This is a genomic window from Terrimonas ferruginea DSM 30193, from assembly GCF_000425585.1.
In the GTDB taxonomy this organism is placed as follows: Bacteria; Bacteroidota; Bacteroidia; order Chitinophagales; family Chitinophagaceae; genus Terrimonas; species Terrimonas ferruginea.
Genome location: NZ_AUDS01000009.1, coordinates 323726 through 345287 on the forward strand (window position 1 = coordinate 323726; position 21562 = coordinate 345287).

The window sequence follows — 21562 nt, forward strand, 5'->3', positions numbered from 1 at the left end:
GGTTCGTGTATACACGAACCATGACTTAGACAACACTTGTTACTTAAAACTTATAACCTTAGCCCGAAGTGTCGGGCCTTATGCCTTACTGGGCTCCCTGCATGCTGTTTTGCATATTTTCCTGGTCGCCGCGTGTATTCTTTCTTTTGAACAGCGACATATCGAATTTGCCAAAACGATAAGAGAAGTTCAGGCGGAAGAATTGCTGATCACGAACACGCACTACATGCTGGTCGAAACTTTCAGACATCGTATAGATATCACTCACCCGCGTGCGGAAGATATCCGATGCACTCAGCGTGAGCGAGGCCACTTTGTTCTTCATGAATTCATATTTCAACGCAGCATCCACACCATAAGTGGGTTTGGAATATCCCTGTGCGTTGCCGCTGGATACCTGGCCGAATCCGCCCATACGACCGCCGCCACCACTGCTGGATGAACCACCGGGCGCCAATACGGTACGTGATGTGTAATCACCCGTCAACTGCATGCTGAAATTATAAGGCAGCTTGAAACTGTTATTGATTTTGGCGAACCAACTGTAGATCTGTCCCGCCGTAGCGATCGTTTCATCATCGATGTTGATCTTCGACGTATACACATTCAGGTTGGTGGTAAGATCCCACCATTTGGTGATTTTGTTTTTTACAATGAATTCAAGACCACCGACAAAACTTGAATTGGCATTGATATAAGTATTCACAAATACCAGCGAATCAGTGATCGGATTTTTCTCGCGTGATTGATAACGCGTAATCAGGTCTGTCGTGCGTTTGTAATAAGCAGAGATCAGCAAACTGGTATTCTTCGGTAATGTTTTTGAATACGAAAGTTCGAATGAATTGGTGAATTCAGGACGCAGATTCGGATTACCTCTGTTCAGGTTGAGTGAGTCCGAGTAATCGGTAAACGGAAACAACTGGAAGAAGTTAGGCCGGTTGATCCGGCGGCTGTAGTTCAGTTGCAGGTCAGTTGTGTTGTTCAGTTTCTGCGAAAGGAATACACTGGGGAACAGGCTCACCGGATAGCTGATGCTATAGGTGCTGGACGTGTCTTTGAAGGCACTGCCATCGCGCACACTGGTGTGTACGGTGCCGCTGTAATCGGAGCTTTCCAGGCGCAGGCCAAGCTGGTAACCAAAACGTTCACCCATTTTTCCACTATAGGTACCATAACCTGCATACACCCGGTCGGTGTAGGAATAATTGGAAGAAAGGGGAGGGAGTACGGTTACGGAACCATCCGGATTGATCACGCCGATATCGTTACGGCTGTTCACATCGCGTTGAGACATCCGGGCACCGAGTTCCATTTTGCTGTTAGCGGTCAGCGGATTGGTGTAATCCGTCTGTATGGTAAACTGTCCGTTTGTGCCTTTACCTGTTTGCAACTGCCGATACAATCCTGTCTTAGGACCACCGGCGACTGCATAGATATCATTGTTGAGAATGTTCTCGTTGTTGTTGCGGCTCTTGTTTACGTTAACGTCGGCGGTAAGCTGATGTCCGCTCTTTGGAAAATTGTGCAGGTAGCTCAATGCACCGCCTAAGTTGCGGAAGTTGCCTTCGCTGTTGGACAAACGTTTTGTATAAGCCGATGAAATGCCTGACGGGAAAGAGGAGTCGACAAAAATATCGCTGTTCACATTTGTTTTGAACTGACCGCGCACGGCTGTACCGGATATGGTAAACGTGTTGCGGTTATCGAGGAAATAATCCATGCCTACTCTTCCGAAAGCAAAGAATCCGCGGTTGATGTTGCGGTCGTGCTGGCGGAGAATGAGTGTGGTGTCGGCGCTCAGGTAGGTAGAACGGTCGGTGGTACCATCGGAGATCGATTTACGCTGACCGAAGTTGGCATTGGCAAATACGTTCACTTTGCCCTGGCGCACATTGATATCGCCACCGGCATTCACACGTCCGCGCATGTCTACACCGGCACGTACGTTGCCGTTGTAACCAACGCGGCGGGCTTTTTTCAGAACGATATTCAGGATACCAGCCGTGCCGCCTGATGCGTCGAATTTGGCGGAAGGGTTGGTGATCACTTCCACGCTTTGTATCTGATCGGCAGGAATCTGCTCTAATGTCAATGTGGTAGGACGCCCGTCGACAAAGATCTGCGGGCTGGCATTACGCAGCAATACGTTTCCATCGATGTCTACATTGAGCGACGGTACATTTTTAAGAATGTCTGTTGCTGTTCCGCCAGCAGCGCTCAGGTCTTTTTCCACGTTGTAAATCTTACGGTCAATGCCGAGTTGAACGAGTGGTTTGGAGCCGGTAACGGTTACGTTGTTGAGCAGTTGCTCGTCTATTTTCAGTTTGATATTACCGAGGTCTTTATCGAGCTGGCTGAACAATGAGCTCACATCCTGGTTGTTGGCGCGCATGCGTTGCATGGCGGCCATGTCAACGAGACCGACGGTTTGTTCTGAAGTTTTGAAACCAATGGCTGAGATGGTGAGTTTGTATCTTCCCATCGCAGGAATACCTTCGATGCGGAAGTCGCCGTTTGACTGCGTGAGCATACCGCCTACGATTACTTCGCTGCGGGTTTTGGTAACGGAATCGAATTTTTGCTGAAGCAGTTGTACGGAAGCCGCGTCGATGGGTTTACCGGTGATCGAGTCGACGATTTTACCGTAGAAAGACCCCGTTGGCATCTGACCGCCGCCGGGACGGCCGCCACCAGGACCCTGTGCCATAACGGCTGCTGCAAGTGTAAGAGCAATAAAGGTTAACAGAAGTTGTTTCATGTATCAATTGTTGTGGATATATACTGGTTAAAATCCGGCTATTAGACGCGCAAAGACACCGGAACCTGCTGCGGCCTGGCCGACAATCGACCAACAGGCCAAATGAAAGGATGAGTGGACAAAAAAACGGATGAAATCAGGACGCGGCTGAACCCAATAGCCAGAAAAGCAACACATTGATCAAACCGATTGCCAGGCCGCCGATCAGGCCTGCCATGCGGATACGCGCTGCCGGTTGGGCAAATGCTTTCGTGATATTGGCTTTTAATTCGGCCGCGGGCTGATCGGTAAGTCCTTTGGTCACAAGCGACTGCACATTAAAGCGTTCTTTCAGGTTGCCGGCCAGTTGCCCCATAATGGTAGGAAAAAGCTGGCGCAGCTGCGTGATAAAAACTTCTTTGAGTTTGTCGGTGGTCTTGTTGCCAATAAACATACTGATCATCGGCATCTCTTCTTTGAGTTTGACGTTGAGGAACTCATCGATATGCTGTTCGATAACGGGCATGGCGTTATCGAGCAGGGAAGGATCCGCCAACTTCTCTTCAAGGTTGAGGCTGCCTTCCAGGCGCTGCGCAGCAAACTGACCGGCCTTATCGGCCAGCGACACACGGTTGGCAACGAGCTGACGAACCAGCATGGTAAGTCCCCACTGGCAGAACAGCCATCCGAGAAAAGCCGACACGAGGGGAACCAGCAGAAATAAATAAGTCATGGATATATATTTCAACAAAAACCCCGAATACTTTGCAATATCCGGGGTTTTGATCGGGGTGGCTAACCGGGTTCGAACCGGCGACCCTCAGAACCACAATCTGATGCTCTAACCAACTGAGCTATAGCCACCATCTTTTCAGGCTGCAAAAATAGAAAAAAAACTAAACCAAAATAAAATCCATTAAAAAATAGTTGGTTAGACCGTATAACCCACGTTAAAACCTTTTGGCAAAAACCCTTGTTAAAAGGTTGGGAAAACACGAAATCCATCGTTTTTGTGTTATTTTTGGTAATGCGATCTGCAGTAAAATATTTGACGAATATGAAGAGACTACCCTTTGTGCTGTTGTTAATTGTGGCCGGTTTTTTTGTCGCTTTCCGTACCATTGGCGCAGGCACCTCCGACCCTCCCACCAAGTATGAAGAAATCCTGCGAATGGTGGGAGAAATGCTTACACAAGCTCATTTCAGTCCCCAGGACATCGATGATAAGTTTTCGGAAAAGGTTTTTGATAAATACATCAGCGGCCTCGATCCGGAAAAAACCTTTTTCCTGCAAAGTGATGTAGATGCACTGCGCGCGAAATATGGCAAAAGCATCGACGAAGAAATCAAAGGCGGCAAAGTGGAATTTTTCCTGGAAGCCGGAAAAGTATTCCGTACACGCATGGAAGAAGCCAATAAAATGGCAACCTCCCTGCTCGCACAACCCTTTCACTACAATGTAGATGAAGAAGTGCAGATGGACCCTGCTAAGATTGGGTATACAAAAACAGAAGCCGAACGCCAGGAACGCTGGCGCAAGAAAATAAAGTTCATGTCGCTTGAACGTTATGTAGACCTGCTCGATGCCCGCGAGAAAAACAAAGGCACCGAAGGGTTTACCGTAAAGAACGACACGGAACTGGAAAAAGAAGCGCGTGAGAAAACCAAAAAGGTCACCGATCGCGTATTCGAACGTTATCGTTTCAAATTCAGTGATGATGATATGTTCAGCATTTTCGTCAATGCAATTACTACCATCATGGACCCGCATACGGAATTTTTCCCTCCGGTAGATAAGCGTTATTTCGATGAAGAAATGAGCGGTACATTCTACGGTATCGGCGCTTCCCTGCAATATGATGAAGGAACGATCAAGATCACCAGCGTGGTAACAGGAAGCCCTGCCTTCAAATCCGGCGAAATCCAAGTGGGTGATGTCATCATGAAAGTGGCGCAAGGCAAAACTGCCGAGCCCGTTGAACTGATCGGGTACCTGGTAACGGACGCCGTAAAACTGATCAGAGGCAAGGAAGGATCAGAAGTAACGCTGACACTGAAACGCAAAGACGGAACGATCAAAGTAGTAACGCTGAAACGCGAGAAGATCGAAAATGACCTCGATACCTACGCGCGCAGTGCGGTGGTCAAAGAAGGCAATTCGAAGATCGGTTATATTTATCTGCCCGAATTCTATGCACACTTCGACGATCCCAATGGACGCCGCAGCTACATCGACGTGGCACGTGAAGTGCAAAAGCTGAAAGATGAAAAAGTCGACGGTATCGTGATCGACCTGCGCAACAACGGCGGCGGATCACTGTATGATGTAGTGCAAATGGCCGGGCTCTTTATCGACGAAGGACCGATCGTGCAGGTAAAAGACAAAGACAACAAGCCGAGTGTACTGAAAGATAAAGACAAGAGCGTCCTCTATTCTGGCCCGCTGGCAGTAATGGTCAATGAATTCAGTGCTTCGGCCTCTGAAATATTTGCCGCAGCGATCCAGGACTATGGACGCGGTGTGATCATCGGCAGTACGTCTACCTATGGAAAAGGTACGGTGCAGCGCAACATCGGTATCGATAAAAATGGTTTCTCTTTCTCCAACTCCGAACTCGGAAGTGTGAAACTGACCTTGCAGAAATTCTACCGTATCAATGGCGGCTCTACACAATTGCGTGGGGTGAGTTCTGACATTGTTCTTCCTGATCAGTACGAGTACCTGAAAGTGCGCGAGAAAGATGATGAAAATGCATTGCCCTGGGACGAAATATCGAAGTCTCCTTACACAGGATGGAACGGCGGATATGATCTGAAAACAATCCAGCAACTGAGCGCACAACGTTTGCAGCGCGACAGCACGTTCCGCATGATCCAGCGCAATACACAATGGTTGTCGAAGGAAAATGACAAAACATATTCGCTGCAACTGGACAAATACCGCAAAGAGCAGAAAGCGATTCGTGAAACGGTATCGCAAACAGAAAAGCTGATGAAGCTGAAGCAGGAGATTGCGGTAGATCCGTTGACCGGAGAAGCTGATAAATGGGCGGCTGACAAGAACAAACAAGACCGTTTCAATCAGTGGCTGAAAAACCTGCGTCAGGATATATATCTTGATCAGGCGGTAAAAGTGGTGAATGATGTGATCAACCAGCAAAACCTGGCTCGTGGCAATAAACCTGTGGAAGAACAGCCGAAGAAGGCGTTTTGAGTTGTAAGTCTTAAGTAATAAGTTATAAGTTAGCGCGGAGTTCAGGCTCCGCGCTTTTTTATGAAAGTTCGTTCCAACGTCATGATTCGTGTAGACGTGATGCACGATGTTTATTCGGGCTGGACATGAAGACCTGGATCAGGCTGGCAGCCTACTGCCCATGGTTCGTGTATACACGAACCATGGGTGTTTATCGGGGAAGGTATGAAGTCGCTATTTAGTAACCTTATTGTGTCATCCGAAATACCTCTCTTTAAACACATCCAGGTGATGCGCCGCATGCCCGGCAGTAATAAAACCAAATGCCAACGCACTGCAGGATTGCTCACTTGCAATACCCACACGCTGAAGCTGCTCATCGGTAAGTCCCGCAAAGAACAACTCCGTGCTACGTCTTAACAACCTGAATTCTTCCAGCAAACTTTCCCAGGAGATATGTGCCGCATCGGCATTGTCGGCAAATGCATTTTCATCAAAGCCGGGCAGGGGAGTCTGGTCTGCTCGTGAGAAACGCAAGGCCCGGTATACAAATACACGCTCCGCATCCATCAGATGTTGCACCACCTGCTTTACCGTCCATGTTCCCGGCGCATAGCTATAGGTTGTTTTTTCCTGCGGAATGGCTTCCAGGCAGGCAAACAACTCCTTTGAATTTTCATTCAGCGCCGCGAACAGGTTCTGCTGCTTTATTTTATTGATATAGCCATGATAGAAGACGGGGACTGTTGCGAGATCAGGAAGCATAAGCAATCAAAATTCAAAAGTGTTACCCTGAGTTTATCGAAGGGTCAAAAGTCAAAAGATGTCAGTTGTCAATGGTGAATAGTAAATAAGAAAAAGAACCCAGGATTTCACGCAAAGCTACATAAGGAGCAAAGGCGCAAAGATTATCACCTATTACTTAATACTTATTACTTAAAACGTCTGTTCTCCCTCACTTCAAAGGCGCACCCACAGCCAGGTCACAACGATGGCCAGGCTGACCATGCTCCGGATTGGTACCCGGCGCTGCGGCAGTTGGTGTGGCAGGGATAGTGATCGGCGTGGCTGAACTTGTCGGCTGAATGACAGGAGCCGGTTGATTCGGTACAGGAACAGGAGAGGCTGCTCCCGGTGCACTCGTAAGTGGTGCGCCCACAGCCAGATCGCAACGATGACCCGGTTGCCCGTGCTCAGGGTTCAGCGTTACTCCTGCGGGTTGAGGAACAGGTGCCGTGATAGTCTGATCAGGAGGTAAAGGTGTTTGCGGCGCAGCAGCAGCCGGCATTTTAAGACTGGTGTCCTGCTCGGGATATTTTTTACCCGAGCCCGATTGACAGCCGGTCAACACAATACCAGACAACGTGATCGCAAATACGGGGAGGATATATTTCTTCATCATGCGGGTTTGATTAACGAACCTAAAACAGCCGGTTCATTGTTTTGTTCGGTGTAAGATAATAAAAACCCCCGCACTTTGGCGGGGGCTACGTATTTTACCGAAACTAAACGGTTATGCTTTTTTCTTAGGCTTCACCGTTGTTTTGGGAGTTACGGTCTTGGGACGTTCACCTTTCAACGTAGAGGCCAGTTTAATGGCTTCATAAGCGTTGATAATACCACCGCTGCGGCTCAGTGTACCGAAATCCGCTTCTTCATGGGTACCCGGATCATACGCCTTCTGGCCAGGTTTGGTGGATGATTTCTCAATCACATATTTCACCTGCTCAGCGCTGAGATTAGGATAATATTCCAAGATGAAAGCAGCCAGACCAGCAACCACAGGAGACGCCATGCTCGTTCCCTGCAGGTTCTGATAGGTATTACCACCGGGAACGGTAGAATAGATCTTCACGCCGGGCGCAAATACATCCACTTCATTTTTACCATAGTTGGAAAAACTCGCCGTAAGACCTCCGTCTTTGATATCGGCAAAAGGAGCGCTGGCACCTACAGTGATCCAGTTGGCTGCACGTTTGCCGTTCTCGAATACAGGTGTAGGGAAATTCCAGGACGTGTCCAGGTTCTGAGCACTGTTACCTGCAGCGTGTACGAGTAATACACCTTTGCTGGCAGCATACTGAACAGCTTCGTCTACCCATTTTTTCTCGGGAGAGAATCCTTTACCAAAACTCATGTTGATCACTTTGGCTCCATTGTCGACTGCATAACGGATAGCCAGTGCAATGTCTTTATCATGCTCGTCACCATCAGGTACGGCACGTACTGTCATGATGCGAACGTTATCAGCCACACCGTCCATGCCCAGTCCGTTGCCGCGGGCAGCACCGATGATACCGGATACGTGTGTACCATGCAGCGCAGCACTGTTGCTCACCATTACGTTGTTATTGCCATAGAAACGATCGTTGAAGTCATTGTAGTTGTCTTTAACGATATCGTTACGGAATGCTTTTGGTGCTATATCAGCCGCATCGATCTTGGCCACTTCACCTTCGAGTTCGTCAAGCAACATTTTGTTGGAGATTTCATCGGTATCGTTGGCTTTGCAGATCGCAACGAAACGGTCGCGGAAGGCAGCAGCTTGTTTGTTGGTAGTCGTGTAAGTGCTGAGATCTTTACAGGTGTATTCTTCTTTTTTCAATTCTGCACGAACGATAGAGTCGGCAGCTTTGAATTCATTCACCGTTCTGCGGATCATCATCACCATGGTGGGATCTTCCACATTGCTGGCTACATCACCTTTGGCCTTGGCCCACATGGCATATTCTTTCGCTTCCTCTCCTTTGAAGGAGGAAGGATCTTTGCCTTCGAATTTTGCTTTGTATTTGTGGTAAACGCGGGCAGCTTCATAAGAATCTTTTTCTACGTTCTGTCCATCACGGCCGCCGATAAAGTTCCAGCCGTAAACGTCGTCTACATAGCCGTTCTTGTCGTCGTCAATACCGTTACCGGGGATTTCTTTCGGATTTTTCCACAGCACGGGCTTGAGGTCTTCGTGCAGCGTATCGACACCGGAATCAATTACCGCTACGATAACCGCGTTGCTTTTCAGTTTTTTTGCTTTAACGAATTCATAGGCTTTTTCCAGGCTGATACCATAGTAGCCGCTGTCTTTTGCGTCCAGCAGGTGCCAGCCTTTCGGAACCTCCTTCTGTGCATACGACGATAAGCCGATCAATCCGCACAGGGCAAACAGGGAGAGGTGTTTTGTTAACTGATTCATTTGCTATTTTTTATACTACAAATTTGGGAAAGACGTAAAAATAATGCATACCATTCATACATTTTCACATTATATGCAAAACCCCGGCAGGGCTACTGCAGGGGTTTTGGTTAGCTATGTGACGGTTATGTATGTCTATTGGTTGCTCACCACCATTTCCACCCGGCGGTTCTGCGCTTTCTCTGCAGCCGTTTTGCCTTCGTTTAAGGGTTGATCCGGACCATAACCGGTGGCACTCAGCCGTTCCGCTTCTATGCCTTTGGAGATCAGGTAGTTTTTCACCGCATCGGCGCGCTGCTGCGACAGGCGGAGGTTGAGTTCGCGGCTGCCATCTGAACTGGTATGCCCGCCGATGGCCAGTTTCAATTCAGGCTGCTGGCGCAGGATATCGGCCACGCCGTCCAGCACTTTTTTCGATGCAGGCGTCAGCACGGCCTTGTTCACCGCAAACTGCACCTTACCGGCAGCATAGTTGATTTTTTCCACTACTTCTTTCTTCACTTCCTCAGGACAACCATTATTGGCGCGCGTGCCCGCTTTTGTGGGACATTTATCTTCTTCATCATTGATGCCGTCACCATCGGTATCCGGCACAGGACAACCATCATAACGCGCTACACCGGCCTGCTGCGGACATTTGTCCGCCTTGTCCGGAACGCCGTCGCCGTCGCTGTCGGCAGGAGGACATCCTTTGTCTTCCGGCAGTCCGGGCTGATCAGGACATGCATCATCTTTGTCTGCAATACCATCTTTGTCGCGATCGGGCCACGGACAACCCTGGTTTTCTACGGGACCCGCTTCAGCCGGACAACGATCCGAAGGGTCGGCAACGCCGTCGCCATCCGCATCGGGACAACCGTTCAATGCGGCCGGGCCGGGCAGCGTAGGACATTTATCGTCTTTGTCAGGAATGCCATCCTTATCCTGGTCGCGAGGGGCAGGCTCCGGTTGTTTACCGAGGAAAATGCCCAGCGTTGCACCGATAGTACGATGGCGGAACTGGCTGGCTGTATAATCAACAGGTTTGTAAAAATTGCCTAGTCCCTGTGCATAATGAGCGGTGAGGAATACGCGGCCAAATTCAAAACCGGCCGTTCCATTTACACCGTAGTCATATATTTTGTAATCACCGGGTTCTTTGCCTACGCCGGGATCGTTGTCTTCTTCCAGCGTGTACTGACCATCTTTGGAAAATGTTTCCGTTTTATGTTTGGCGCTGTAGAAAAAAGAGAGGTAAGGACCTGCTCCGATCACAAATTTTGTGGTACGCCCGATGGGAATTTTATAAACAAGGTTGAGCGGAATATCGATGTAGTTCACAAACTGGCGTGAACTTACGCTTAATGTCTGTGATACGGTAGTATCGAACACCTGCGCGTATTTGCGGCCTTTGTTGCTCAGGAAAACAGCGGGTTGGAAATAGAAACGCGAAGTGCCAAGCGGCATGTCTGCAATAAAACCAATGCGCAGGCCTGTGCGTCCCTTATAGTTGCCTTTGATCGATTCCCAGTCGGGGAGATCATTTTTTTCCTGGACAGTAGCCTGGTGTCCGCCGATAAGCAGGCCGATGCGCGACTGAGCCGACGTTGTAAGGAAAGTGGTTAAGCTGAAGGAGAGAAGTAGCAGGATCCTTTTCATTGGATAAGCAGTTGGGTTCAGGATATTGTTGTACCGCAAAAATAAGTTATAAGTATTAAGTAATAAGTTTTAGGTCATAAATCACCGTAAATACTTATAACCTAAAACTTACTACTTATAACTTAATACTTTACAGATCGAACTTAATCCCTTGTGCCAGTGGCAACTGGGTACTGTAATTGATCGTATTGGTCTGGCGGCGCATATATACTTTCCAGGCATCGCTACCGCTTTCGCGGCCACCGCCGGTTTCTTTTTCACCACCAAAGGCACCACCGATCTCCGCACCGGAGGTTCCGATATTGACATTGGCAATACCGCAATCACTTCCCTGTTGCGACAGGAACAGTTCCGCTTCACGGAGGTTCAGGGTCATGATCGCAGAAGACAGTCCTTGCGGAACGCCATTCTGAATGGCCACGGCTTCTTCGATCGTTTTATATTTGAGCAGGTACAGTATTGGTGCAAATGTTTCGTGTTGCACGATCTTGTAGGCCGGTTGTGCTTCGGCGATACAAGGCTTCACATAACAACCGCTTTCATAGCCGGCTCCTTCAAGTACGCCACCTTCTACCACAAATTTTCCGCCTTCGGATTTACATTGTTCAATGGCATCGAGGTAAGCTCTCACGGCGTCTTTATCGATCAGCGGCCCCACATGATTTTTCTGATCCAGCGGATCGCCGATGGATAATTGACTATATGCCTTGGTCAGTTTCGCTTTTACATCTTCGTAAATATCTTCATGAATGATCAGGCGGCGGGTGGTGGTACAACGTTGACCGGCTGTACCTACTGCACCAAACAAAGCACCAAGGATGGCGATATCCAGATCCGCATCTTTGGAAATGATGATGGCATTGTTTCCTCCCAACTCGAGCAACGCACGGCCGAGACGCGCACCAACGGTAGCGCCGACTGCTTTGCCCATACGTGTGGAACCGGTGGCAGATACCAGCGGAATACGTCCGTCCTGGCTCATCCATTCGCCGCTTTCACGGCCACCGATCAGCAGACCGCTTACGCCTTCAGGTACATTGTTGCGTTCAAACACTTCGGCAACGATGTGCTGGCAGGCTACTGCGCAAAGAGGTGTTTTTTCCGATGGTTTCCAGATGCACACATCACCGCAAACCCAGCCCAGCATCGAGTTCCAGCTCCATACGGCTACAGGGAAATTGAAGGCGGAAATTATCCCCACGATACCCAGCGGGTGATATTGCTCGTACATGCGGTGTGCAGGGCGTTCGCTGTGCATGGTCAAACCATGCAACTGACGTGAAAGGCCAACAGCAAAATCGCAGATGTCGATCATTTCCTGTACCTCACCGTATCCTTCCTGCAGGCTTTTTCCCATTTCATACGAAACGAGTTTGCCCAATGGTGTTTTGTATTTGCGCAGCGCTTCACCGATCTGGCGCACGATCTCGCCACGCTTGGGAGCAGGCCAGGTGCGCCATTCAAGAAAGGCCGATTGCGCTTTGGTCACTAATGTTTCGTACGAAGCACGGTCGGCAGCAATTACCGATGCAATTTTCTTTCCGTCTACGGGAGAAAATGATTCGATTACGTCACCACCTGCATCCAGCCAGGCAGTGCCGGTGCTTACACCTTTATTGACATCAGTAATGTTCAGTTCCTTTAAAAAATCCATATGGTCTCAAATTTTGAAATGCAAAGGTAGACAATCAGTATTGTTCCTGATCATTGGGGAAGTCCCCGGATTTTACATCGGTGATATATTGTTGAATAGCACCGTTTATCTGTTCGGCCAGGTTGAGGTACTGACGCAAAAAGCGGGGTTTGAATTCGGTGTTGATGCCCAGCATATCATGCATCACCAATACCTGTCCGTCGCAATGACGGCCGCCGCCAATGCCGATTGTGGGAATGTGCAGGCTCTCGCTTACTTCTTTGGCCAGCGCAGCCGGAATTTTTTCCAATACGATGGCATAAGCACCGGCTTCCTGCAGCATCAGGGCATCGCGTTTAAGCTTTTCCGCCTCGGTGTTTTCGGTGGCACGTACCACATAGGTACCAAATTTATTGATCGACTGCGGCGTGAGCCCGAGATGTCCCATCACGGGAATACCGGCGCTTACGATTTTGCGAACGGATTCAATGATCTCTTCGCCGCCTTCCAGTTTTACTGTGTTGGCACCGCTTTCTTTCATGATGCGAACGGCCGATGCCAGCGCGATCTCTGAATTGGATTGATAATAACCAAAGGGAATATCGACGACGATGAGTGAACGCTCGCGTGCGCGTACCACACTCTGCGCATGATAGATCATCTGATCAAGAGTAATGGGAAGGGTAGTGGTGTGGCCGGCCATCACATTACTGGCGCTGTCGCCAACCAGGATGATATCGATACCGGCGTCATCGAACAACCGGGCAAAGGAATAATCGTAGGCAGTGATCATGGCGATCTTATCGCCCGCTGCTTTCATTTTCTGCAGTGTATTGGTCGTTACTTTTTTGGCTTCTTTGGGGGACATGGCATCAGTTTAGTCGGTAAAAGTACGTGTTTGCAGCAGAATACCTTGATTTGCGATCAGACGCTTTTACCGGAAACTTCGTCGTAAAGACTACGGATCAGGCCGTCGGCAAGACCGATTTTAGGCACTACAATTTCTTCCGCATCGGCCCAGCGCATCACATTGATGTAAATGAGCAGGGCGGGCACGATCACGTCTGCACGGTCTTCACGCAGTTTATACAACATCATGCGTTGCTGCAGCGTAAGGGTGCTGAATTCTTTATAGTAGTCGCGTAGCATGCCAAGCGTGAGCGGCTTGCCTTCCTTGCGTTTGGAAAGAGAAAAGATTTTGTTGATGTTACCACCGGAGCCGATGGCGGTGATATGATGGAGGCCGCGGGTGCTTTTTTTGATAAAATCTTTCATCGCGTCCCAGGTGTTCTCCGTCACCTGGTCTTTCAACAAACGGATGGTGCCGATGTTAAACGATTCTTTGGCCATCATCCGTCCGTCGCTGAAGAACGTGAGTTCGGTGCTGCCGCCGCCCACGTCGATATATAAATAGGATTCGTCGCTGGCAAGATGTTCGGCGAAATGGTTCTCATTGATCAGTGAGGCTTCCTGCTGACCGGAGATGATCTCGATGCTGAGGCCGGTTTCCTCTTCTATCCGTTTAATGATTTCCGGGCCATTCGCTGCATCGCGCATGGCAGAAGTGGCGCAGGCCCGCAGATGGCTCACCTCGTATACTTCCATCAGGTGCTTGTAGGCATAAATGGTTTTAAAGATCCTGTTGATCTTCTGTTCGGAGATCTCGCCTTTTTCAAATACATCGAAGCCCAGTCTTAAGGGCACGCGTATCAGGGCAATTTTAATGAATTCAGGTTCTTTTTGTGCGGACAGGATCACGTCGCTGATCAAAAGCCGGGCGGCGTTACTTCCAATATCAATGGCTGCCAATCTCACGATGATTCGTCGTTTTTTTAATCAGGTAATTATAGATGGCTACCTGTGAGCGGATCTTCCGGCCTGGTGTCTTTACGTAACGGTTATCGTTGGCATTGTTGAGATAACGGGCCTTTACGTTGTCGCTGAGCTGGATATTCAATATATCGATCAGCTCTTTCTTCAATCCTTCTTCCCACACAGGACAGGAGGCTTCGATCCGGTGATCCAGGTTGCGCAGCATCCAATCGGCCGAAGATAGGTAAACTTTTTCTTTGCCTTTATTGTGAAATACCCACACGCGTGCGTGCTCGAGGTATTCGTCTACAATACTGATGGATACCACCGGCTTTTTAAATTTTTTGTCTTCCGGCAAAAGGCAGCAGATACCACGGATGATCAGTTTCACTTCTACACCGGCACGCGCCGCATCGTACAGTTTGCTGATCATTTTTTCATCCGACAACGAATTCATTTTTGCAATGATCGAGGCCGGTTTTTTTCGCCTGGCCTGGTGAATTTCTTCCTGGATCAATCGTTCCAGTTCCTGCCTTACATAGTGCGGACTCGGAATAACGGTCTTGCATTCCTTGAGCAGCCCCACACCGAGTTTTGGCTGTTCGAGATACTGGAATATTTTGTTTACATCGACCATTATTTGTGCATTAGCTGTCAGCAGGCAATGGTCGGCATACACTTTTGAGGTCTTTTCGTTGAGATTGCCGGTGCTGATAAACCCGTAATGACGCAATTTACCTTTGTGTTTTTTGGTAATCACACACAGTTTCGAGTGCACTTTCATTTTAGGGATGCCGACCAATACTTTGGCACCTTCTTCTTCGAGCCGTTCTTTCCATTCCAGGTTAGCTTCTTCATCAAAACGCGCGCGCAGTTCCAGCATTACCACTATCTCTTTGCCGTTGCGCACGGCGTTCAGCAGGGCGTTGATGATCTTGGAGTGTGATGCCAGGCGATAACAGGTGATCTTGATCGACACCACTTCGGGATCGAATGCCGCCTCGCGGATCAGGTCGATCACCGGAGTGAAGGAATGATAGGGGAAATGCAACAGTATATCCCTTTGCATCACCGTGTCGGCGATCCTGTTCTGGGTGAGCAGCGGATGATCGAAGGGCTTTTTGCGTTTACGTGCGCCGGTGAACACATCCGGAAAGTCCATGAAGTGACGGAAGTTGTGAACACGACCACCCGGAATAATATTTTCTTTCTTACTGAGATTGAGACGACGGATCAGGTATTTCAATAATCCGGCATCCATTTCCTTATCATAAACAAGGCGCACGGGTTTGCCGCGCCGGCGGTTCTTGATGCCTTTTTCCAGTTTTTGAATGATGTTGGTGGAAATGTCGTTGTCGATATCCATTTCCGCGTCACGGGTCATTTTAAAAATGTAGGATTCATACTGGTCGTATCCGAAGAAATGGAAAATGTCCGGCAGGTTGAAACGTATCGCATCTTCCAGCAGCATAAGTTCGTGCTGGCCGGGCTTTGTGGGCAGGATGATAAAACGTCCGAGTACGCGGCTGGGAATTTCCACCAGCGCGTATTTGCGTTGCGAGGGATCGGTGCTGCGGCTCATCACCACGGCAAGGTAAATGGATTTGTCGCGCAGGTTGGGAACGCCCCGGGTATTTTCGATCATCAGCGGGATCAGGTTAGGGCTGATCTCTTCGTCATAATAATCGCGGATAAATTCCTGTTGTTCGCTTGTCAGTTCTTTTTCGGAACGGAGAAATATTTTACGCCGGTTGAGTTCGACCTGGATGCCGGCCCAGATGCGGTTGAATTCTTCCTGTTGTTCGAGTACGATCTGCTGGATTTGTTTCAGGATCCGCTGTGGATTTACTTCGAGATGCATGTGCGCTTTGCTTTCCACCTGCGTCATGCGTTTGAGGGTGGCCACTCTCACCCGGAAAAATTCGTCGAGGTTATTGGAGAAAATTCCTAAAAAACGAATCCGCTCGGGAAGCGGAACGGTTTTGTCTGCAGCCTCCTGCAATACTCTTGCGTTGAAAGAAAGCCAACTGATATCTCTTGCTATCGTTTTTCGTTTGTGGTGCGTCATGGGCAAATTTTATCCGCTACAAGGCTGACAGTTAGCCCCGTATAACATAAAGTTACAGAACGATGACGTGAACCTGTGTTAAGTTTTTGATACGCCGGGAGGAGTGGCAATCAGTCAATAAGTGAATAAACGAATGAGTAACAACCGCAGGCCGTGAATAAAGCTGTTAACACTTCGCCGGATGTTTCGGGCAAGTTCCGTGCGGCGCTTAATCCTACTTACGCGCGCACCTTCAGCCTTATGCCTTACGTTTGTTGTACCAGGGAAGAATAAGAAAACTGATCAATCCACCCACCAGGATCACCAGCGTTTGGGCGATCCACAACAACCAGCCGAAGGCCGCGGCGATGCTTTGCTGCAGGCCGTACATCTCCATTGTTTTTTCAATGATAAACGCATAGGCACCGATGCCGCCGGGCGTGACGATCATGCCGATGCTGCCGGCAGACAATACAGTCAACGCTTCAGGGAAACCGTAATGCTGTGTCGCTTCCAATGCCAGGAAACCGATGTAACCGCTGGTGAGATACAAAGCCCAGATGCAAAGTGTGAGCAGCAGAAATTGTCCGCGTTTCTTAAGATGACGGATGGTGGTGAGGCCTTCCCAGATGCGCATGCCGATATTGCGGAACAAGCGGAGAAGATCACCGAAATTCTTTTTCTTAATGATCATCCAGGCGATGATGGCTATGATGATCAGGCCACCCAACACCGGTAGGATGAATTGACCCCAACCGCCGGATTGCTCTGTTGAGGCTCCTTCTTTAGACACAAACACGGTGTCGCTCAAGCGGGCATATAGTCCTGGTTGGGTAATGATGGTAAGTCCGAATACGATCAGCAGGCACATGGCATCTATCAAACGTTCGAGAACGATGGTGCCCACCAGTTTATCTGCGGGAACTTTCTCATAGCGGGCGAGGAGGGTACATTTCAGTACTTCGCCGAGTCGCGGGACGGCCATATTGGCCAGGTAACCGATAAGTACGGCGAGAAAAGTATTGGTCTTATCTGTTTTATAACCGAGTGGTTCGATGAGCAAACGCCAGCGCAGTGCGCGGATATAATGGCTCAGGAGCAGCATACCGAATACCGGTATGGCGAGGTAGAAGCGTGCATGCCGCAGTGCATCCTTTATTTCCTGCCATTTTTGTGCATCGATATTCCGGACAGACAACCATACCAGGAATACTCCCAGTCCCAGGAAGAGGCAGTACTGCAATATGGTTGAAAGGCGCTTGGGCAAGTGGGGAAGTTGTAAGTGTTAAATAGTAAGTTTTAAGCGGTCGCGAAGTTTCGGGCGAAGTGTAAACAGCCTTTGCTCTTTATCTATCGTCAATTCACTATTCACACACTTCCTGCTACCCGGAAAACAGGTTTGTGAAAACACGACCAAGGCGGGGCCATTCACGATTGACGATTCACGACTAATCCTTACAACCGGTTTCCTTCTTTGGGAAAACAGATCCACGGTTTGAACTCTTTGGCCTTTTCAAAGTCCATGGCAGCATAAGAAATGATTACTACCACGTCGCCCACCATACCGCGGCGGGCGGCCGGACCATTCAGACAAATAATACCGGAACCGCGTTTTCCTTTAATAATATATGTTTCGATGCGTTCGCCGTTGTTGACATTCACCACCTGTACTTTTTCGTTTTCGATCATGTTCGCGGCTTCGAGCAGATCTTCGTCGATCGTAATGCTGCCGACATAATTCAGGTTCGCCTCCGTAATAACGGCCCGGTGAATCTTGGATTTCAGTACTTCAATTTGCATAATGGGTGCAAAGGTAGAGAGAAACTGCGAGTTTGCTTCGGGTTAAACCGAAGCAAACAATGTGAAAATTTGTAAATGAGTGAGTTCAACACGCAAGTGCAGTGTTTATTAAAAACTCCATTTTCACACCCCGAGACTTCGGGCCGAAGTCTCGGGCACATTTTCACATTATCATATTATCGATCAGCCTCACCTCGCCGAGAAACGCGGCGGCCAGCGCCACCAGCGGGCGTTTGCCATCCCATTCGCCCACAGGTTGCAACGTGCGGGCGTCGGCAATTTCGATGTAATCGGGGCGGAAACCCTGCGCTTCCAGGTTGCTGGCGGCTTTTTGTTTCAGGGAAATGAGATCGCCGCGATGAAGTTGTTCACGGATGGCTTTTAGCTCCCGGTAGATGGCGGTTGCCTGATGGCGCTCCTCCGGAGAAAGCCGGAGGTTACGGCTGCTCATGGCGAGGCCGTCGGACTCGCGTTGTGTAGGGCAGATGTGTAAGCTGATGTGCCCGTTCATGCCGGTCAGTTCCAGCAGCCGGTCGATCACCATGCATTGCTGGTAGTCTTTCTGGCCCATATATAAGTTGTCGGGCTCTGCCATTTTCAATAAGCGGTGAACCACCATGCATACACCCTGAAAGTGGCCTGGCCGGTAAGCGCCGTCGAGCACGGTTTCCAGGAATCCCAGTTCGTAATGAGGGGCGGAGGGAGGCAGGCCTTCGGGATACATTTCTTCCACGGAAGGGAGAAACAAAGCTGTGCAGCCGGCTTTTTCCAGTAAATCGATGTCCCTATCCAATGTATTGGGATACTTGGCATAATCTGCCGGATCGTTGAATTGGGTAGGATTGACAAAAATACTGACCAGGGTAAGCGCGTTGCCGGCGGAAGCGGCTTTCAGCAGGGATAGATGTCCGTCGTGCAATGCGCCCATCGTAGGCACAAAGCCCGTTTGCAGCCCTTTCTCAGCAGCGTCCCGGCGCCATGTCCGGAGTTCGCCGGCTGTCTTAAAAATGATCATAAGGCTGTAAAAATAACCCGGTTTTCAGTTCAGTCGCGGGTTTTCACGATAAAATAGTAACTTTGCCAACCTTTTTGACAAAGATTCATCTAAACGGGAAAGCATGTCTGCAAAGAAAAGAATATTATTTATTGCCAACGAAATGTCGCCCTACCTGGAGTTGACGGAGTTCTCTGAAATCGTCAACAAGCTAGCGATCAAGGCGAATGACAGTGGCTACGAGGTGCGCTGCATCATGCCCCGGTTCGGCACGATCAATGAAAGACGCCATCGTCTTCATGAAGTTGTCCGTCTCTCCGGTATTAATGTATCCATCGATAACGATGATATGCCGCTTCAGATCAAGGTGGCTTCTCTTCCAAGCGCGCGTTTACAGGTTTATTTCCTTGAAAACGAGGAGCTTTTTAAACGCAAATTCGTTTTTCATGACGAAGAGGAAAAATGGTTCGACGACAATGATCTGCGTACCGTCTTCTTCTGCAAAGGCGCACTCGAAACCGTGAAAAAATTCGGATGGCCTCCGGATATCATCCATTGCAGCGGCTGGATGACAGGATTGATCCCCGCTTATCTCAAGACCATTTATAAGAAAGAACCGGTATTTGCGCACAGCAAGATCGTGTTCACCGTGGGCCAGAATACCTTTAAGGAATCCCTGGGTGCCGACTTCATCAAAAAAGCACTGATCCATCCGAGCCTGAAAGAAAAAGACCTCGAACCTTTCAAAGAAGGAACAAATACGGCTCTTTTCCGCGGCGGTGCCACTTATGCCGACGCCATCACCTTTGGAGCGGAAAATGTAGACAAGAAACTGATAACCGAATTCTCCAAAGTAAGAGGCAAGAAAACCCTGCCTTTCAACGAAGAATCCGATTTAACAGAGTATTTACAACTCTATGGCGAACTTGCGGGATAAGTTTATCTAACACCAAAACAAGGCAGATAACCCTAATCATCAATTTAACTTTTGTGAATAAACGATACCTTATTCCAACACTGCTGTTTTTATGTGCTGGTTCTATCCTGTGGCTGTCTTCCTGTAAAAAGATCAATGAAGCCACGGAACTGGGAGATGATCTGATTCCACCGGTGGATAATATCACTACATTCGATACCACCCTGGCCATCCAGGCTTTCAATAACATTTTCGATCTTACAAACGATTCTACAAGATCTACCGCCGCCGACGAGCAATATGTTGGCCTGATTACCAATGATCCGCTTTTCGGCAGAACAGACGCCAAGTTGTTTTTTCAACTGAAGCCACCGTTCTACCGTTACGCATTTAATCAGACAGAACCCGACAGCCTGTTGCTGGACTCCGTGGTACTGGTGTTACATCCTACAAATGTATATGGCGATACGACCGTTTCACAGACATTCAATGTATACGAGATCGATCAGTCGAGCGTATTCAAATCCGACTCTGCTTACCTGATCCGCAAACCCAACCAGTTTGCGTACAACAACCTGCTGGGTACACGCACTTTCTTCCCCAGAGGGTTTCAGGACACCGTTCGGGCATTCCGGGATACCACACCTTATCAGGTGCGGATCCGTTTGAATGATGCATTTGGTCAGCGCCTGTTGAATTACGACTCTGTGGGTGTTAACGGAGCGTACAATTCTGATACAGCTTTCCAGAAGAAATTGAAAGGATTTGCTGTTGAATCGACCAACGGTAATGCCGTGGTGGGTATCAACCTGACAGGTGCCAATACCAAGCTTGCGGTTTATTATAAATGGAAACGCCCGCAGCATACGGCGTTCGATACGGCCACTGTTGCCTACTTCAATTTTACCAGCGTATACGGAGCAGGTCAGGCCAATATCGTTACACGTGATTACTCCGGTACAAGCTGGGCCTCCGCCGCTAACGATGAGGTGGAAGATAACCAGATCTTTATCCAGAACACACCCGGCACATTTGCCAAGATCAAAATCCCCGGCCTGATCGGCCTCAACAACCGTGTGATCCATCGTGCAGAACTGATTATGGAGCAGGTATATAACGGCCCGACCGATTCCCTGTTCTATGTGCCCGGATCCTTGTTCGTGGATGCCTATGATCCGTCTATCTCCAAATACCGGACAGTGCCGTACGACCTGCTGATGACCTCGACAGGTGGAGCGAATTACAGTTCATTCGGAAGTTACCCGACCGTGGCTAAAGATGCCAATGGCAATACCATCCGCCGCTGGCGCTTCAACCTGACTCGCTACGTACAGCACGTGGTCAATGGTAAGCTGCCGATTTATGACCTGAGACTTTCGTCACCCAGCTATGTGATAGAAACCTATGGTATACCTGGCCTGGTCACCGATGGAACGATCGCCATTCAACCGCTCACGCCGGTGTCCGTTACAAGGGGCAGGGTGCGGCTACAGGGTGGCCAGCCGCTCAATAACCCGCAGCGGATGAGGCTCCGGATCGTATACTCCAAAATTTAAGGCGGCTAAATAAAACGAATTGAATCGGGTGTTATCTTTGCACCCG

General features: G+C 49.0%; 16 protein-coding genes and 1 tRNA gene. 3 read left to right on the forward strand and 14 right to left on the reverse strand.

Annotated elements, in window-relative coordinates; translation table 11 throughout:
- Positions 1-85: 85 nt before the first annotated feature.
- The 3 genes from H608_RS0102895 to H608_RS0102905 form a co-directional block, all read right to left on the reverse strand.
- Entirely contained in the window at positions 86-2761 is a 2676-nt protein-coding gene (locus H608_RS0102895) for a TonB-dependent receptor (protein WP_028786356.1), read from the reverse strand.
- A 136-nt stretch (positions 2762-2897) separates the two neighbouring features.
- Complete coding sequence (locus H608_RS23985) at positions 2898-3473, reverse strand: hypothetical protein (RefSeq protein ID WP_028786357.1); 576 nt, start codon at positions 3471-3473, stop codon at positions 2898-2900.
- Between the two features lie 57 nt (positions 3474-3530).
- Positions 3531-3604 (reverse strand) — tRNA-His (locus H608_RS0102905).
- A gap of 193 nt (positions 3605-3797) precedes the next feature.
- Here H608_RS0102905 and H608_RS0102910 point away from each other — a divergent pair.
- Positions 3798-5954, forward strand: a complete 2157-nt coding sequence (locus tag H608_RS0102910) for a carboxy terminal-processing peptidase (protein ID WP_028786358.1) — start codon at positions 3798-3800, stop codon at positions 5952-5954.
- A 234-nt stretch (positions 5955-6188) separates the two neighbouring features.
- On the opposite strand, the gene H608_RS0102915 is transcribed toward H608_RS0102910, so the two are convergent.
- From H608_RS0102915 to panC, 11 genes are all read right to left on the reverse strand, one after another.
- A complete protein-coding gene (locus tag H608_RS0102915) occupies positions 6189-6698 on the reverse strand; it encodes a DinB family protein (RefSeq protein ID WP_028786359.1) in 510 nt (169 codons plus the stop codon).
- Between the two features lie 190 nt (positions 6699-6888).
- Positions 6889-7335, reverse strand: coding sequence for a hypothetical protein (locus H608_RS24600; RefSeq protein ID WP_051267969.1), 447 nt, complete (start codon positions 7333-7335; stop codon positions 6889-6891).
- Positions 7336-7446: 111 nt separating this feature from the next.
- Entirely contained in the window at positions 7447-9120 is a 1674-nt protein-coding gene (locus H608_RS0102925; RefSeq protein ID WP_028786360.1) for a S8 family peptidase, read from the reverse strand.
- 135 nt (positions 9121-9255) lie between these two features.
- On the reverse strand, positions 9256-10758 hold the full coding sequence (locus H608_RS23360) for an OmpA family protein (protein ID WP_051267972.1): 1503 nt from the start codon (positions 10756-10758) through the stop codon (positions 9256-9258).
- 130 nt (positions 10759-10888) lie between these two features.
- Positions 10889-12412 (reverse strand): L-piperidine-6-carboxylate dehydrogenase, encoded by a 1524-nt coding sequence (amaB, locus tag H608_RS0102935; RefSeq protein WP_028786361.1) that lies wholly within the window; start codon positions 12410-12412, stop codon positions 10889-10891.
- A 34-nt stretch (positions 12413-12446) separates the two neighbouring features.
- Positions 12447-13259 carry a 3-methyl-2-oxobutanoate hydroxymethyltransferase gene (gene panB / locus H608_RS0102940; RefSeq protein WP_028786362.1) on the reverse strand — a complete coding sequence of 271 codons (813 nt, stop codon included), beginning with the start codon at positions 13257-13259 and terminating at the stop codon, positions 12447-12449.
- Positions 13260-13315: 56 nt separating this feature from the next.
- Entirely contained in the window at positions 13316-14206 is an 891-nt protein-coding gene (locus tag H608_RS0102945; protein WP_028786363.1) for a Ppx/GppA phosphatase family protein, read from the reverse strand.
- The gene (gene ppk1, locus H608_RS0102950; RefSeq protein ID WP_028786364.1) at positions 14187-16271 is read right to left on the reverse strand and encodes a polyphosphate kinase 1; all 2085 of its coding nucleotides are present in this window, start codon (positions 16269-16271) and stop codon (positions 14187-14189) included. Before ppk1 ends, H608_RS0102945 begins: the two co-directional genes overlap by 20 nt.
- 238 nt (positions 16272-16509) lie before the next feature.
- The gene (locus H608_RS23365) at positions 16510-17517 is read right to left on the reverse strand and encodes a lysylphosphatidylglycerol synthase transmembrane domain-containing protein (protein ID WP_051267974.1); all 1008 of its coding nucleotides are present in this window, start codon (positions 17515-17517) and stop codon (positions 16510-16512) included.
- Between the two features lie 188 nt (positions 17518-17705).
- Positions 17706-18050 (reverse strand): aspartate 1-decarboxylase, encoded by a 345-nt coding sequence (panD, locus tag H608_RS0102960; protein WP_028786365.1) that lies wholly within the window; start codon positions 18048-18050, stop codon positions 17706-17708.
- Between the two features lie 163 nt (positions 18051-18213).
- Positions 18214-19065 carry a pantoate--beta-alanine ligase gene (gene panC / locus H608_RS0102965; protein ID WP_028786366.1) on the reverse strand — a complete coding sequence of 284 codons (852 nt, stop codon included), beginning with the start codon at positions 19063-19065 and terminating at the stop codon, positions 18214-18216.
- A 103-nt stretch (positions 19066-19168) separates the two neighbouring features.
- On the opposite strand from panC, the gene H608_RS0102970 reads away from it, so the two are divergent.
- Together H608_RS0102970 and H608_RS0102975 are read left to right on the forward strand one after the other, a co-directional pair.
- On the forward strand, positions 19169-19981 hold the full coding sequence (locus tag H608_RS0102970; RefSeq protein WP_028786367.1) for a glycogen/starch synthase: 813 nt from the start codon (positions 19169-19171) through the stop codon (positions 19979-19981).
- A gap of 53 nt (positions 19982-20034) precedes the next feature.
- Positions 20035-21516 (forward strand): DUF4270 family protein, encoded by a 1482-nt coding sequence (locus H608_RS0102975; protein ID WP_028786368.1) that lies wholly within the window; start codon positions 20035-20037, stop codon positions 21514-21516.
- Positions 21517-21562: the final 46 nt, after the last annotated feature.

Bases quoted from the DNA above. Each gene is read 5' to 3' on its own strand.
- H608_RS0102895 (WP_028786356.1), bottom strand. From the start codon at position 2,761: ATGAAACAACTTCTGTTAACCTTTATTGCTCTTACACTTGCAGCAGCC.
- H608_RS23985 (WP_028786357.1), bottom strand. From the start codon at position 3,473: ATGACTTATTTATTTCTGCTGGTTCCCCTCGTGTCGGCTTTTCTCGGA.
- H608_RS0102910 (WP_028786358.1), top strand. From the start codon at position 3,798: ATGAAGAGACTACCCTTTGTGCTGTTGTTAATTGTGGCCGGTTTTTTT.
- H608_RS0102915 (WP_028786359.1), bottom strand. From the start codon at position 6,698: ATGCTTCCTGATCTCGCAACAGTCCCCGTCTTCTATCATGGCTATATC.
- H608_RS24600 (WP_051267969.1), bottom strand. From the start codon at position 7,335: ATGATGAAGAAATATATCCTCCCCGTATTTGCGATCACGTTGTCTGGT.
- H608_RS0102925 (WP_028786360.1), bottom strand. From the start codon at position 9,120: ATGAATCAGTTAACAAAACACCTCTCCCTGTTTGCCCTGTGCGGATTG.
- H608_RS23360 (WP_051267972.1), bottom strand. From the start codon at position 10,758: ATGAAAAGGATCCTGCTACTTCTCTCCTTCAGCTTAACCACTTTCCTT.
- amaB (WP_028786361.1), bottom strand. From the start codon at position 12,412: ATGGATTTTTTAAAGGAACTGAACATTACTGATGTCAATAAAGGTGTA.
- panB (WP_028786362.1), bottom strand. From the start codon at position 13,259: ATGTCCCCCAAAGAAGCCAAAAAAGTAACGACCAATACACTGCAGAAA.
- ppk1 (WP_028786364.1), bottom strand. From the start codon at position 16,271: ATGACGCACCACAAACGAAAAACGATAGCAAGAGATATCAGTTGGCTT.
- panD (WP_028786365.1), bottom strand. From the start codon at position 18,050: ATGCAAATTGAAGTACTGAAATCCAAGATTCACCGGGCCGTTATTACG.
- panC (WP_028786366.1), bottom strand. From the start codon at position 19,065: ATGATCATTTTTAAGACAGCCGGCGAACTCCGGACATGGCGCCGGGAC.
- H608_RS0102970 (WP_028786367.1), top strand. From the start codon at position 19,169: ATGTCTGCAAAGAAAAGAATATTATTTATTGCCAACGAAATGTCGCCC.